The organism is Rhodospirillales bacterium RIFCSPLOWO2_02_FULL_58_16 (assembly GCA_001830425.1).
Taxonomy (GTDB): domain Bacteria; phylum Pseudomonadota; class Alphaproteobacteria; order Rhodospirillales; family 2-02-FULL-58-16; genus 2-02-FULL-58-16.
Window position 1 is genome coordinate 1 of sequence record MIAA01000044.1, and the last position, 13388, is coordinate 13388.

At 60.0% G+C, this 13388-nt stretch carries 17 protein-coding genes; 7 read left to right on the plus strand and 10 right to left on the minus strand.

Annotated features, from left to right (window positions below; all coding sequences use genetic code 11):
• Positions 1-291 precede the first annotated feature (291 nt).
• Both A3H92_07220 and A3H92_07225 read left to right on the plus strand, forming a co-directional pair.
• On the plus strand, positions 292-510 hold the full coding sequence (locus A3H92_07220; GenBank protein OHC73719.1) for an AbrB family transcriptional regulator: 219 nt from the start codon (positions 292-294) through the stop codon (positions 508-510).
• On the plus strand, positions 510-890 hold the full coding sequence (locus A3H92_07225; protein OHC73720.1) for a twitching motility protein PilT: 381 nt from the start codon (positions 510-512) through the stop codon (positions 888-890). Before A3H92_07220 ends, A3H92_07225 begins: the two co-directional genes overlap by 1 nt.
• A 12-nt stretch (positions 891-902) precedes the next feature.
• On the opposite strand, the gene A3H92_07230 is transcribed toward A3H92_07225, so the two are convergent.
• The 8 genes from A3H92_07230 to A3H92_07265 form a co-directional block, all read right to left on the minus strand.
• Positions 903-2528 carry a microcin ABC transporter ATP-binding protein gene (locus A3H92_07230; protein ID OHC73721.1) on the minus strand — a complete coding sequence of 542 codons (1626 nt, stop codon included), beginning with the start codon at positions 2526-2528 and terminating at the stop codon, positions 903-905.
• Complete coding sequence (locus A3H92_07235; GenBank protein ID OHC73733.1) at positions 2525-3559, minus strand: ABC transporter permease; 1035 nt, start codon at positions 3557-3559, stop codon at positions 2525-2527. Before A3H92_07235 ends, A3H92_07230 begins: the two co-directional genes overlap by 4 nt.
• Before the next feature lie 18 nt (positions 3560-3577).
• Positions 3578-4687 carry a microcin ABC transporter permease gene (locus tag A3H92_07240; protein OHC73722.1) on the minus strand — a complete coding sequence of 370 codons (1110 nt, stop codon included), beginning with the start codon at positions 4685-4687 and terminating at the stop codon, positions 3578-3580.
• 96 nt (positions 4688-4783) lie between these two features.
• Entirely contained in the window at positions 4784-5287 is a 504-nt protein-coding gene (locus A3H92_07245) for a GNAT family N-acetyltransferase (GenBank protein ID OHC73723.1), read from the minus strand.
• Positions 5284-5565: a hypothetical protein gene (locus A3H92_07250; GenBank protein OHC73734.1), complete on the minus strand. Its 282-nt coding sequence runs from the start codon at positions 5563-5565 to the stop codon at positions 5284-5286. Before A3H92_07250 ends, A3H92_07245 begins: the two co-directional genes overlap by 4 nt.
• Before the next feature lie 88 nt (positions 5566-5653).
• On the minus strand, positions 5654-6643 hold the full coding sequence (locus A3H92_07255; GenBank protein OHC73724.1) for an aminodeoxychorismate lyase: 990 nt from the start codon (positions 6641-6643) through the stop codon (positions 5654-5656).
• 12 nt (positions 6644-6655) lie between these two features.
• Positions 6656-7921, minus strand: a complete 1266-nt coding sequence (locus A3H92_07260; protein ID OHC73725.1) for a beta-ketoacyl-[acyl-carrier-protein] synthase II — start codon at positions 7919-7921, stop codon at positions 6656-6658.
• A 69-nt stretch (positions 7922-7990) separates the two neighbouring features.
• Entirely contained in the window at positions 7991-8227 is a 237-nt protein-coding gene (locus A3H92_07265; protein ID OHC73726.1) for an acyl carrier protein, read from the minus strand.
• Positions 8228-8417: 190 nt separating this feature from the next.
• Between A3H92_07265 and A3H92_07270 the strand changes: the two genes are divergently transcribed.
• Together A3H92_07270 and A3H92_07275 are read left to right on the plus strand one after the other, a co-directional pair.
• Positions 8418-9479 (plus strand): dihydroorotate dehydrogenase (quinone), encoded by a 1062-nt coding sequence (locus A3H92_07270; GenBank protein OHC73727.1) that lies wholly within the window; start codon positions 8418-8420, stop codon positions 9477-9479.
• A 108-nt stretch (positions 9480-9587) separates the two neighbouring features.
• Positions 9588-9866, plus strand: coding sequence for a putative addiction module antidote protein (locus A3H92_07275; GenBank protein OHC73728.1), 279 nt, complete (start codon positions 9588-9590; stop codon positions 9864-9866).
• A 61-nt stretch (positions 9867-9927) separates the two neighbouring features.
• On the opposite strand, the gene A3H92_07280 is transcribed toward A3H92_07275, so the two are convergent.
• Both A3H92_07280 and A3H92_07285 read right to left on the minus strand, forming a co-directional pair.
• Positions 9928-10500 carry a hypothetical protein gene (locus A3H92_07280; protein ID OHC73729.1) on the minus strand — a complete coding sequence of 191 codons (573 nt, stop codon included), beginning with the start codon at positions 10498-10500 and terminating at the stop codon, positions 9928-9930.
• Entirely contained in the window at positions 10500-11144 is a 645-nt protein-coding gene (locus tag A3H92_07285) for a hypothetical protein (protein ID OHC73730.1), read from the minus strand. The genes A3H92_07280 and A3H92_07285 overlap by 1 nt, the downstream gene beginning before the upstream one ends.
• Positions 11145-11358: 214 nt before the next feature.
• Here A3H92_07285 and A3H92_07290 point away from each other — a divergent pair, with 214 nt between their 5' ends.
• The 3 genes from A3H92_07290 to A3H92_07300 all read left to right on the plus strand — a co-directional run bounded on the left by A3H92_07290 (position 11359) and on the right by A3H92_07300 (position 13354).
• A complete protein-coding gene (locus A3H92_07290) occupies positions 11359-12174 on the plus strand; it encodes a hypothetical protein (protein ID OHC73731.1) in 816 nt (271 codons plus the stop codon).
• Between the two features lie 6 nt (positions 12175-12180).
• The gene (locus tag A3H92_07295; protein ID OHC73732.1) at positions 12181-12966 is read left to right on the plus strand and encodes a hypothetical protein; all 786 of its coding nucleotides are present in this window, start codon (positions 12181-12183) and stop codon (positions 12964-12966) included.
• Positions 12967-13066: 100 nt separating this feature from the next.
• Entirely contained in the window at positions 13067-13354 is a 288-nt protein-coding gene (locus A3H92_07300) for an excinuclease ABC subunit C (protein OHC73735.1), read from the plus strand.
• The last annotated feature ends 34 nt before the right edge of the window (positions 13355-13388 follow it).

The following is a 13388-nucleotide window of genomic DNA, read 5'->3' on the forward strand; positions in this document are numbered from 1 at the left end:
CAACCGGAATACACCTTAACTTCGCCGCCGAACTGTCCAAACAAGTAGGACCACCTCATAGATCGAAACATGATTGCCGAACCTTTAAGTGTGGAACCGATATTGTACTGTACCCGGTTTCATGGATACAAGGTTGCGTTCGGATAGGTCTTAATACCCCCGCGTTCTGTCCACCAGATTGAGCGGGGGTGGTTGGCTTGAACTGTTGACGGCGATAACGCTGGTGATGCTTCCAATTCGCGCCGTTCTGTGCTATTGTCTTACGAATCGATGGTCGATAGGAGAAACGTAATGTCAGCTAAGGGCGTGGCCAAGCTTTCGAGCAAATACCAGATTTCTATCCCTAAGGCTGTCCGGGCGGCGCGGCATTGGCGGGCCGGGCAGGTGTTCGCTTTTATCCCTAAGGGCGAGGGCGTACTGTTGGTGCCGGTGCTGGAACTTGATGATCTTTCCGGCCTCGCGCATGGAGCAAATCCAAAGGGCTACCGCGACCGGACGAACCGATTCTGATGCGGCTCGTCGATACCTCGGCCTGGATCGAGTGGCTGACACGCTCGCCAGCTGACGTTGCGCTGGCTGCCGAATTGCCCGAACGGGGGCTATGGCTGGTGCCGACTATTGTGCAGCTTGAACTGGCGAAGTGGCTGACGCGGGAAGTCGGCGAGAACAAGGCCGATCAGGTGATGGCTTTTACCGAAACTTGCGTTGTCGTCGATCTCGACACCGTCATCGCCCTGTCGGCGGCGGAACTGTGCGCCCGGCACAAGTTGGCGACTGCGGATGCCATTGTCTACGCCACTGCTCTTGTCCATGGCGCCGATTTGCTTACTTGCGACCGGCATTTTGAGGGGCTGCCCGGCGTCAGGCTTATACCAAAGACGAATAATTGAGAGGCTGGCCCGTCAAACGCTGACCACGCCGCTTTCGTCGGCTTTCATCTCGAAAGCGGCGGCCATCAAAGCCCGCGTGTAGGGTTCCTTGGGATTGGCGAAAATATCGTCAGCCGGACCTTGCTCGACGACCTTCCCCCGGCGCATGACCAGAATGTCATGGGCCAGGGCGCGAACCACCTTGAGGTCGTGGCTGATGAACAGATAGGCAAGGTCATGGCGATTTTGCAGGTCGCGCAGCAGATCAATGATCTGCGCCTGCACCGACATGTCCAGCGCGCTGGTCGGCTCGTCCAGGATGATAAAGTCCGGTTTGAGCGCCAGGGCGCGGGCAATCGAGATGCGCTGGCGCTGGCCGCCGGAGAACTCGTGGGGATAGCGGTCCAGCATCGAGCGTTCCAGTCCCACTTCCTCCAGGGTTTCGGCGATCAACTCGCGGCGGTCGTCGGCGCCGCCGCCGATGCCGTGAACCAAAAGCCCTTCCTCGACGATCTGGGCCAGCGAGAAGCGCGGGCTTAGGCTGCCGAAGGGGTCCTGAAAGACCATCTGCATATCGGCGCGCAGAGGCCGCAACCGCTTTTCGCCCAAGCCCTGGATATTCCTGCCCTTGAACAGGATGGCGCCGCAGCTTTTTTCGAGGCGAAGCAGGCCGCGCCCCAGCGAGCTTTTGCCCGATCCCGACTCGCCGACCACGCCCAGAGTTTGTCCGCGCTTGAGTTCAAAGGAAACGCCGTCCACCGCCTTGATGTGGCCGACGGTGCGGCGCAGCACTCCCTTCCTAATGGGGAACCATACCTTGATGTCGTCGGCGGCCATTACCAGGGGCGCTTCGGCTTTCGCCGGTTGCGGACGGCCCGACGGTTCCGAGGCCAGCAGGCGGCGGGTATAAGGATGCTGCGGGTCGGCGAAGATGTCGGCGGTGTTCCCCTGTTCGACGACCAGTCCCTCGTTCATCACCGCCACCCGGTCGGCCATGATGCGGACGACGCCCAGATCGTGGGTAATCAGCAACAGCGCCATGTTGTGCTCGGCCTGAAGGTCTTTGAGCAGTTTCAGCAGTTGGGCCTGGATGGTGACGTCAACGGCGGTGGTCGGCTCATCGGCGATCAGAATGTCGGGTTCGTTAGCCAGCGCCATGGCGATCATGATGCGCTGCTGCTGGCCGCCGGAGAACTCGTGGGGCAGGGCGTGCAGCCGGATTGCTGCTTCCTCCAGGCCGACATGAGTCAGCAGTTCCACCACCCGGTCCCGCGCCTGGGAGACCGTCATCAGTTTGTGAACGAACAGCACCTCGGAAATCTGCTTCTCGATGGAGTGCAGCGGGTTGAGCGAGTTCAGCGGTTCCTGGAAGATCATGGCGATGCGGTTGCCGCGCAGTTCGCGCATGCGGGCTTCGGGCGCTCCCGTCAACTCCTCGTCCTTAAAGCGGATCGAGCCGGAGGGATGCCAAGCCAAGGGGTAGGGCAGCAGCCTCATCACCGACAGCGCCGACGCCGATTTGCCGGAGCCGCTCTCGCCGACCAGGGCTACCGTTTCGCCCTTGTCCAGCGACAGGGACAGGGAGCGCACCGCCTTCACTTCCCGCTCGCCGCGATTGAAGGAGACGGACAGGTCTTTGATTTCCAGCAGGCTGCTCATTGAAAAGTTTTCCTCGGGTCAAAGGCGTCGCGCACCGCCTCGCCGATGAAGATCAGCAGGCTGAGCATGGCGGCCAGCACGAAGAAGGCGGTCAATCCCAGCCAGGGGGCGTGCAGGTTGGCCTTGCCCTGGTTCAAAAGCTCGCCCAGCGACGCCGATCCCGGCGGCAGGCCGAAGCCGAGAAAATCCAGCGCCGTCAGGGTGGTGATGGAGCCGCTGAGAATGAACGGCAGGAAGGTCAGCGTCGCCACCATGGCGTTCGGCAGGATATGCTTGAACATGATGGTGATGTTGCTTACCCCCAGCGCCCGGGCGGCGACGACGAAGGTGAAGTTGCGCGCCCTGAGGAACTCGGCGCGCACCACGCCGACCAGACTCATCCACGAGAACAGCAGCATCAACCCCAACAGCCACCAGAAGTTAGGTTCGACGACGCTGGCCAGGATGATCAGCAGATAGAGCATGGGCAGCCCCGACCAAATTTCGATGAAACGCTGGAATATCAGGTCGGTAAGCCCGCCGAAATAACCCTGCACTGCGCCGGAGGCGATGCCGATGACGGAGCTGATGATGGTCAGCGCCAGTCCGAACAGCACGGAAATGCGAAATCCGTAAATCATCCGCGCCGCCACGTCGCGGCCCTGGTCGTCGGTGCCCAGCCGGTTGATCGCCGACGGCGCCGAAGGGGCCGGCTCGGTCAGTTGATAGTTTACGGTGTCATAGCTGAACGGCACCAGGGGCCAGATCATCCAGCCCTTTTCGGCGATCATCCGGCTCACTTCCCGGTCTTTGAAATCGGTCTCGGTTTCGAGGAATCCGCCGAACGCCGTCTCGGGATAAAAGGTCACAATGGGAAAATAGACGCCGCCGTCGTAGACGACCAGGAGCGGCTTGTCGTTGGCGATGAACTCGGCGCCGAGACTGACGGCGAACATGGTGAGGAAAATCCACAGCGACCAGAAGCCGCGTTTGTTGGCGCGGAAATTGTTCAGCCGCCGAACGGTGAGCGGCGTCACCGCAATGCCGAGGATGCGCTGCCGCGTCACCGTCTACGTCTCCCGCTTTTCAAAATCGATGCGCGGGTCAACGACGTGATACATAAGGTCGCCGATCAGACTCATCACCAGTCCGAGCAGGGTGAAGAAGAAAAGAGAGCCGAACATCACCGGATAGTCGCGCTTGACGGCCGCCTCGAAGCCCAGCAGCCCCAGCCCGTCCAGGGAGAAGATGATCTCGGTCAGCAGCGCCCCGGTGAACAGGATGCCGATGAAGGCGCCGGGGAAACCGGCGATGACGATCAGCATGGCGTTGCGGAAGACATGGCCGTAGAGAACCCGCTTTTCGCTCAAGCCTTTGGAGCGCGCCGTCAGCACATATTGCTTGTTGATTTCTTCGAGGAACGAGTTCTTGGTCAGCATGGTCAGGCCGGCGAAGCCGCCGATCACCATCGACAGGATGGGCAGGGCGATGTGCCAGAAATAGTCCTTGATCCTGCCGAACAGGCCGAGATCGCTGAAATTGTCGGAGGTCAGTCCGCGCAGGGGGAACCAGTCCAGATAGCGCCCGCCGGCGAACAGCACGATCAGCAGAATGGCGAACAGGAAGCCGGGGACGGCGTTGCCGACCACTACCACGCCGCTGGTCCAGACATCGAACCGGGAGCCGTCGCGCACCGCCTTGGCGATGCCCAGCGGGATCGAAATCATGTAAACCAGCAGCGTCGTCCACAGGCCGAGGCTGATCGACACCGGCATCTTGTCGAGAACCAGATCGATCACGTCGCGGTCGCGGAAGAAGCTCTGCCCGAAGTCAAAGCGCATATAGCTGCCCATCATCATCGTGAAACGTTCGTGCAGAGGCTTGTCGAAGCCGAACTGCTTCTCGATGCGTTTGATGAACTCCGCATCCAGGCCCTGGGCGCCCCGGTACTTGCCGTTATTGCCCTGAACGCCGGACTGTCGCTTGCCGCCGCCGGTCATTTCGCCGCCGCCGGCGCCGCTGATCCTCGCCGTCGCCGCTACATCCAGCCCTTGAATCTGGGCAACCATCTGTTCGACGGGACCGCCGGGCGCCGACTGAACGATGATAAAGTTGACGATCATGATCCCGAACAACGTCGGAATGATCAACAACAGACGGCGGATGATATAGGCGACCATGGGCAATCCTGACGGGCGATGCGGCGGACGCGGCGACTATAAGCAAATTTCTCCGATGAACCCATGGGGAAAATTGCTTACAGTCGCCATGCCTGATCAACCGATCAGAAGGCGGGTGTCTTTGATCATCAGGAACAGGTGAAGCGGGTCAGTCGGACCAGGCTCGAAGTCGAACCGTTCATACCACTGCCTGACGCCGGCGTTCTTGGCGTGAACCAGAATGGCGCGGATGCCGGCGATGTCGGCGGCCTGGAGCGTCCGCAGGACGGCGTCCTTGAGGAGGCCCTTGCCGATTCCCGATCCCTGTTCCCGGCGGTCCACGGCAAGGCGGGCGAGCAGCATCACCGGCACGGGATGACGGGCCAATCCCTTTTTGACGCGCCCCGGAACCTCGTCCCACTGTACGGCCCCGACGGCGAGGCTGTAATAGGCGACGACGACATGACCCCGGCACGCGACGTAGGTCCGGCTGCTGTCGGCCCGTTGGTTGCCGAGAGCGTGTCGTTTCAGGAAGCGATTGAGCGCCTCGTCGCCGCAATCGAACGTCGATGTGTCGTGGTCAGGGCCTAGCCTCGTGATGGGGCCGGGCGCTTCCGTCAAGAGCGCCGGGCTTTCTCAAACACGCTTGGCTCGGATAGCAACTTAGCGAGTCGCGGTTTGAACCGGGGCGGGCGGTCAAGGAGTTCCTGGAACTTACGCCATTGTTTATCATCAAGGACAAACACGCGGCGGTCGGCCAGCATCTCGGCGGCGGCCTCAAGGCCGGCGTCGAGAAGGTACTCGCTCACTGACTTGTTGATCGAGGCGGCGGCTTTTTGCAGGGTGTCTTTCACCTTCGGGGAAACCCGAACGTCGATACGTTCGGTCTTTGTCTTCATCTGCGCTTGGGGCATGGTCATTACTCCTTAACGACGGCTCCACTATAGCATCCGTACAGCGTCCGGACAAGTCCGGTTGTTGACAACATTACTCGCGTTGTTCGTTGGTGATTTTGCGCCACCGTGCGACGTTGAGATTGTGCTCATCAAGAGTGCGGGCGAAGACATGGCCGCCCGCGCCGTCGGCGACGAAATACAGCTCGTCGGTCTCGGCCGGGTGCAGCGCCGCCGCAATCGACTCACGACCGGGATTGCAGATGGGGGAGGGGGGGAGGCCGTCGATGGCATAGGTGTTGAAAGGCGTCGGGTTTTTCAGGTCGGCGCGGGTCAAAGGCCGTCCCAGCACTTCTTTCCCCAACGTTATCCCATAGGCCGCCGTCGGGTCCGATTGCAGCCGCATGCCCTTGCGCAAACGGTTGATAAAGACGCCGGCGATACGGGCGCGCTCGTTGGGCAATGACGTTTCCTTCTCGATGATCGAGGCGAGAATCAACGCCTCTTCATGGCTTTTGAGCGGCCCCCCGTAGGCGCGGGCCTGCCACTGGCTTGTCAGGAGTTGCGCCATTGCTCCGGCCATGCGTTTGAGCATGTCGTTTCTTTGATCGCCGAAGGAGAAATGATAGGTCTCCGGCAACAGCGAGCCTTCCTTGAGCCATGGCGTATCCATAAATTCAGCGCCGATCTTGCCGTCCAGGCCGTCGGCAGCGGCCAGTTGCGCCAATACCTGGGCCGTGGTCAGGCCTTCGGCGATGGTAAGGCGGCGAATTACCGTGCGGCCGCTTTGCAGGACGGCCAGCGCCTCGCGGGGGCTGATTCTCGCCGGGAAGGCGTACTCGCCGGCGCGCAGCGCCTTGTCCGCTCCCAGGAAGCGGGCGCCGAACTGAAATGCCAGCGGATCGGAAATGACTCCGGCGCGGAACAATTCGCCGGCGATATCTCCGAACCCGGAGCCGCGATGAATGACGACATTGGTCTCGGCGGCGAGCGGGCCGGGCTGCACGAAGCGCACATAGCCCTGCCAGGCGAACCCGCCGCCCAGGATCAGGCCGAGAACTATCAACAGATAGGCGATGCGCAATGCGTTTCGGCCCTAATCCATCGCCTTGAAAACGAGCGATGCATTGGTTCCTCCGAAGCCGAAGGAATTGGAAAGCACGGCGCGAATCTTGCGCTCCCTGGCGTGGTGGGGGACAAGGTCGATATCGCATCCCGCCGACGGGTTATCAAGGTTGAGGGTCGGCGGCGCCACCGAATCGCGCATGGCGAGGATGGAGAAGATGGCTTCGACGGCGCCGGCGGCGCCCAGCAGGTGCCCGATCGCCGATTTGGTGGAAGACATGGAAATCTTGTAGGCGGCGTCGCCGAAGGCCCGCTTTACCGCCGCCAGTTCGATTTCATCGCCGAGAGGCGTTGAAGTGCCGTGCGCGTTGACGTAATCGATGTCTTCCGGGTTCATTTTCGCCCGCTTGAGCGCCATGCGCATGCAGCGGTAAGCGCCGTCGCCGTCCTCGGCGGGAGCGGTGATGTGATGGGCGTCGCCGGGCAAGCCGTAACCGACGATCTCGGCGTATATTTTTGCGCCGCGTTTTTTGGCGTGTTCCAGTTCCTCCAGCACTACGACTCCGGAGCCGTCGCTCATGACAAAGCCGTCGCGGTCCTTATCCCAGGGCCGGGACGCTTTCTCCGGCGTGTCGTTGAAGTTGGCGGACAGCGCCCGCGCTTGGGCGAAGCCGGCGATTCCGAGGCGGCAGACCGCTCCTTCAGTGCCGCCGGCGACCATGACGTCGGCGTCATCCCACATGATGAGGCGCGCCGCGTCGCCGATGGCGTGGGCGCCGGTCGAACATGCCGTCACCACCGCGTGGTTCGGCCCCTTGAAGCTGTATCTGATCGAGAGGTGTCCGGAAACCAGATTAATCAGACAGGCCGGAATGAAAAACGGGCTGAGGCGTCTGGCGTTCTTTTCGCCGTCGACGATCAGCGCCCCTTTGGAAATTTCGGGGAGGCCGCCGATGCCCGAGCCGATCGACACCCCGGTGCGGCAACGGTCTTCCTCGCCTTCGGGCTTCCAGCCGGAATCCTCGACCGCCTGGATTGCCGTCGCCAGACCGAGGACGATGAACTTGTCCATGCGGCGCTGGTCCTTGTGCGGGATCCAGTCGTCAACATTGAATGTGCCGTTGCCGCCGTCGCCGACAGGCACCTGGCCGGCGATTTTCGGCTTCATGTCGGAGACATCGAAGTTGTCAATCTTCGTGATGCCGGACTCGGCGTTAAGCAGCCGCCGCCAATTGACATCCGCCCCGACTCCGAGCGGCGTCATCAGTCCTATTCCGGTTACGACTACACGTCTCATGACATCCCGTTCACAACACACAATACCTTGGCTAAGGCAAGGTTATTCACCATCTAATAGCTTGATGCTCTAGTTGTTTTGGGACGAAATAAAGTCAACAGCGTCTTTGATAGTCATGATTTTCTCGGCGGCGTCATCGGGGATTTCGCATCCGAACTCTTCCTCAAAGGCCATGACCAGTTCGACCGTGTCCAAGCTGTCTGCGCCCAGGTCGTCAATGAAGCTGGCGCCTTCGACAACCTTGGATTCATCGACGCCCAGATGTTCCAGGACGATCTTTTTTACGCGGGCGGCAACATCGCTCATGTTATTATCCCTTGGCTTATAGGTTGAAATTCGCGGTCATTCGTATCTCCCGGCAGGCCGGAGGATAGCTGAAGTCTTCGTTTCCTAACATACTTTTTTGAACATGACCAGTGTTCAAGATACTCAAAATTCACGCTTGCGAATTTCGGTCGAATCGGGACACTGGTCCGTCGTATGAAAGGGATAGAAAGTGTCGGACCTTTGCTTCCGTATCGTCGGACCCGTGCTGAGGAGCATGGACCCGGAGACCGCTCACGGGCTGACCATCAGGGCGTTAAAGAGCGGCTTGATTCCCTGTCTTGATTCCTTTGAGGATTCCCGGCTGAAGGTTCGCCTGTGGGGTCTGGAGTTTGCCAATCCCGTCGGTCTCGCCGCCGGCTTTGACAAGAACGCCGAGGTTGTCGGCGCCGTGGAAAAACTGGGATTCGGGTTCACCGAGATCGGCAGCGTCACCCCGCGCCCCCAGGAGGGAAACCCGCGCCCCCGCCTTTTCCGCCTCGCCGGCGACGGCGCCGTGATCAACCGCATGGGTTTCAACAACGACGGACTGGAGGCGGTTGCGCAAAGGCTTGCGGCGCGGCGCGGCAAGGGCATCGTCGGCGTTAATCTGGGCAAGAACAAGGACAGCAGCGACGCCGCAGCGGATTATGTCGCCGGCGTCAGGGCGATGGCCGCCTTGGCCGATTATCTGGTGATCAACGTCTCCTCGCCCAACACGCCGGGGCTGCGCGCCCTGCAAGGACGGGATCAGCTTACGGCGTTGCTGAAGGCGGTATTGTCGGCCTTGGCGGCCATGCCGTCCGGGCCGCCGCTACTTCTCAAGATCGCTCCCGACCTGACCGAAGACGACAAGAGGGATATCGCCGAGGCGGCGCTGGAGACCGGCATCGACGGGCTGATCGCCACCAACACCACTATTGCGCGCCCGCCGCAGCTTACCGGTTTTCAGCGCGGCGAAAGCGGCGGACTCAGCGGTCGTCCGCTGATGGCGCCGTCAACCGGGGTGCTGGCCGACATGTATCGGCTGACCGGGGGCAAGCTGCCGATCATCGGCGTCGGCGGCATCGACAGCGCCGAGACCGCCTATGCCAAAATCCGCGCCGGGGCGTCGTTGGTGCAGCTATATACGGCGCTGGTTTATCACGGTCCCGGACTGGTCAACCGCATCAAGCGCGGGCTTGTGGAACTGCTGCGCGCCGACGGCTTTGACTCCATTGCCCAAGCCATCGGCGCCGATCATGGGGAGATGTGAATACCCGGCAGGTTGTTCACGGGGATATTGCCATGTCGTATCCGGTAGGATACAGTATGGCGGTGGTCGAGATTTTTACATCAAGCGATTTTGGTGGAAGGAGGCCACATGACCACGACGTTCAAACGCTGGGATTCGGCGGAACACCTCAAGAGCAGTGAAGACATGGCGGCCTATCTGGAAGCCTGCCTTGACGAGGATGATCCTGAACTGATTACTCATGCCTTGGGAGTGATTGCCCGCGCCAAGGGCATGGCGCAGCTTGCCCGCGACACAGGATTGGGCCGAGAAAGTCTGTACAAGGCGCTTTCCCCCGGCGCCAAGCCCCGCTTCGACACTATCTTCAAGGTAATCAGGGCGTTGGGAATTCGTTTGCACGCGACCTGATCTGAGGGGGGGGGGGTGAAGAAAAAACCTCCCCCGGCCCCTCCTTCGTAAGGGGAAAACGCTAAGGTTCGATCAATACTCTTTGCATGAGGATGGCGACGCCGCCTTCGCGCAGTTTGCGGATGGCGTCGGGCATATTATCCTGCTCGGCCAGCCACTTCGCCGCCCCGTCTATTTTTTTGTTCGAGGCCAGGGACAGGGCAAGGAGTTCAAGCGGCTCGTCCATGTTCAACGGCAGGCCGATGCTCCAGGCGGCGTTCCCGGTGAGCAGTTTGCCGCCTTTCAGTTCGGCGGGCATTTCGACGTTATTTACATAATTTCCCCTGTGGGTGTGCAGATACAGCAGCACATAGCGGTCGGGTTCGGCGGCGCCGGCGACGAAGGACAGTCCGCACGGCGGCGTTTTTGAGCCGTCATTCAGCGATCGGGGAAGGGCGTTCGCCTGGGCGCAGACGGCGCCGGCCGGCGGGCGCAGCGCCTTTATGACCAGCGTGGGAGTTGAAACGACGGCGGGGGCGGTTTCGGCGTCAAGCGCCTTCTTTTTTTCCACGTCAACAGCGGCGAGAATGACGATTGCGGCGGCGATCGCCAACAAGCCGGGAAGCTGCCAGCGGCTCCATGTCGAGGGAGTCATTATTCGTCGATGATCAGTTCGGCGAGGCGTTCGGCCTGGGCGTTCAGTTTATCCAGAGAGGCGTTGATGTTGTGAGTGGCGTTGGCGGTCTGGCCGGCCAATACCTTGACCTCGCCGGCGACTACGGCGAAGCCGCGCCCCATATCGCCGGCGCGGGTGGCCTCGATGGTGGCGTTCAGGGCCAGCAGGTTGGTTTCATTGGCTACCGCGTCAATACGTTTGGATACGGCGCCCACTTTTTCGATCTCGGTGACGAGATTGAGGATTTCCTGGGTGGCGGTATTTGAATTCGGCCCGCCGCCGCCGCCGGAAAGTCTGCCCAGCCGTTTGATGACATTTGTCAGTTCGACGATGGACTTTTCGATTTCCTCCGTCGCTTGGCCGGTCTGGCCGGCCAGGTCCTTGACCTCGCCGGCGACCACCGCGAAGCCGCGCCCCATGTCGCCGGCCCGCGCCGCCTCGATGCGGGCATTCAGCGCCAGCAGGTTGGTCTGCTTGGCTACGCCGGAAATCTGGGTCGCCACTTCTTCGACCTTGGTGACTTCTTCCAGAAGCTCCCGCACTTCCTTGTCAAGGATGTCGGCGGTAATTCGCCCGCCGTCTTGTTTCCCGACCGCCGCTTGTTCCGCCAACGCCTCGACCATAAAATCATCCCCCCCGGCGAAAAATATCAAACTTATCAATCAACAATATGATTTTTTAGGATAGTGATATTAAGATGCTGATAAGTCAATCTTAGTGACGAGGATCACAGTCTTTGCGTCTTGTTAAAGCCTATAGTATTGCGGCAAACCCCATATCAGTGGTTAGCTGTAGCGTCTGAACGGACGACATAATGAAAAGAGGGGGGGGGATCAATTGGATTTTGCGACCCTGGCGGGACTTATAATCGGCGTCGGCGTCGTATTGGCGTCGATTCTCTATGAATCAAACATCTGGATTTATCTTCACCTTCCCGCGTTCCTGATCGTGGTCGGCGGCACCTTCGCTTCGACCATGATCAAGTTTCCGCTGTCGGGCTTCTTTCTCGCCATTCCCATCGGCCTGAAAGCCGCCTTCACCAACGAAAAAGAAAAGCCCCGCGACTTCATCAACGAAGCGGTCAAGCTTTGCAAGCTGGCGCGCAAATCGGGAATGCTGAGTCTGGAATCCGCCAAGATCAAGAACCAGTTCTTCAAGAAGGGCATCCAGATGTGCGTCGATGGCCGCGATCTCGACTACATCCGCAAGGTCCTGACCCAGGAAATGGCGCTCTCCATCCAGCGCGAGGAAATCGGCGCCAGGGTGTTCCAGTCCATCGGCGACGCGGCGCCGGCGTTCGGCATGGTCGGCACCCTGGTCGGTCTGGTGCAACTGTTGAGCAACATGAAAGACCCCTCGGCCATCGGCCAGTCGATGTCGATAGCGATGCTGACGACGCTGTATGGCGTGTTCATCGCCTACATGATCGCCCTGCCCATCGCCGACAAGCTGGAGGCGAAAAGCCAGCAGGAACGGGCGAACCGGGCGCTGATTATCGAATGTGTCTTCCAGATACAGCAAAAGCAGAATCCGACGGCGATGCTGGAAATCCTCGAACCCTTCCTGCCGGAAAAACAGCGCGTGCCCTGGGCCAAGAATTCGTGGACCGTCGAACCCGGCAAGGGGCCTGATAAAGGACACGACAAGGGATAGCCGTTGATGGACGATTTATCCGCGAAAAAAATAAATGCCCATCCTCTGCCGCGATGGTTGATTACGTTTGCCGACCTGATGGCGCTGCTGTTCGGCATGTTCGTCATGCTGCTGTCGTTCTCTACCGTCAATAAAGAAGAATTCAAAAAGAACGCCGAAGGCATCGGTGGCGTCTTCAATGCCAAGCCGGCCATCCTTCTGCACGAAACGCCGTTAAATGTTCCTCTGGCAACCGAGGTCATCACCGCAGATGAGCAGAAAAAACTGGAAGAGGTTTACCGGCGTGAGGAAGAGACGAGCAAATTTATCGGCGGCTTGAAGGACATCATGTCCGAAGAAATCAAGAAAGACATGGTGCAGTTGATCGTCAAGGACGGCGCCGTCATCATCCGCTTTCCCGACAAGGCGGCGTTTCCTTCCGGCAGCATGGACCTGAGCAACGAAATTCTGCCGGCAATCGGCAGAATCGCCGACACGCTGGCCCGCGCCAAGGGCAACATCCTGGTTTCCGGCCACACCGATGACCAGCCGATTTCGACCGAGCAGTTCCGTTCCAACTGGGACCTGTCCACCGAGCGCGCCGTGTCGGTGGTGCATCGCCTGCTCCAGGATAATCGCATCGATCCGAACCGGGTGACCGCCCAGGGCTTCGGCGCCAGCCGCCCGCTGGGCGCCAACAACACGCCCGAAGGCCGTTCGGCGAACCGTCGCGTCGAGATAACCATCGAGATGGATAATGACAAGGGGAGCGAAGAAGGAAGCAAGGACGACAGAAAAAAATGGGGAGGGTAGAACTATAACGTCATGGCCGGCCCCCGCATCACCCCCGGACTTGATCCGGCCATCCACGCATTTGTTGCCGTTTTGGTCTTTACATGCCAACAATCGCTCTATGCATGGCGGATGGGTTTATATCATGACGAACCGACCGAGTGGTACGCTGTACGTTGGCGTTACCGGCGATCTTGCTCGCCGTGTGTGGGAGCATCGCGAAGGTATGGTCGATGGCTTTACCAAAAAGCATGGCTTGAAGCGGCTGGTCTATGCTGAACGTCACGATGACATTCAGGCGGCATTTCAGCGCGAGAAAAACTTGAAACATTGGCCTCGCACCTGGAAGGTTCGTCTCATTCTTACGGAAAACCCGGAGTGGAACGATCTTTATAACCAGCTTGCGTAATACGCATACGTAAAATCGTCATGGCCGGACTTGA

Coding starts and splice junctions, on each gene's coding strand:
- A3H92_07220 (OHC73719.1), top strand. CDS start 292: ATGTCAGCTAAGGGCGTGGCCAAGCTTTCGAGCAAATACCAGATTTCT.
- A3H92_07225 (OHC73720.1), top strand. CDS start 510: ATGCGGCTCGTCGATACCTCGGCCTGGATCGAGTGGCTGACACGCTCG.
- A3H92_07230 (OHC73721.1), bottom strand. CDS start 2,528: ATGAGCAGCCTGCTGGAAATCAAAGACCTGTCCGTCTCCTTCAATCGC.
- A3H92_07240 (OHC73722.1), bottom strand. CDS start 4,687: ATGGTCGCCTATATCATCCGCCGTCTGTTGTTGATCATTCCGACGTTG.
- A3H92_07250 (OHC73734.1), bottom strand. CDS start 5,565: ATGAAGACAAAGACCGAACGTATCGACGTTCGGGTTTCCCCGAAGGTG.
- A3H92_07260 (OHC73725.1), bottom strand. CDS start 7,921: ATGAGACGTGTAGTCGTAACCGGAATAGGACTGATGACGCCGCTCGGA.
- A3H92_07265 (OHC73726.1), bottom strand. CDS start 8,227: ATGAGCGATGTTGCCGCCCGCGTAAAAAAGATCGTCCTGGAACATCTG.
- A3H92_07275 (OHC73728.1), top strand. CDS start 9,588: ATGACCACGACGTTCAAACGCTGGGATTCGGCGGAACACCTCAAGAGC.
- A3H92_07280 (OHC73729.1), bottom strand. CDS start 10,500: ATGACTCCCTCGACATGGAGCCGCTGGCAGCTTCCCGGCTTGTTGGCG.
- A3H92_07285 (OHC73730.1), bottom strand. CDS start 11,144: ATGGTCGAGGCGTTGGCGGAACAAGCGGCGGTCGGGAAACAAGACGGC.
- A3H92_07295 (OHC73732.1), top strand. CDS start 12,181: ATGGACGATTTATCCGCGAAAAAAATAAATGCCCATCCTCTGCCGCGA.
- A3H92_07300 (OHC73735.1), top strand. CDS start 13,067: ATGCATGGCGGATGGGTTTATATCATGACGAACCGACCGAGTGGTACG.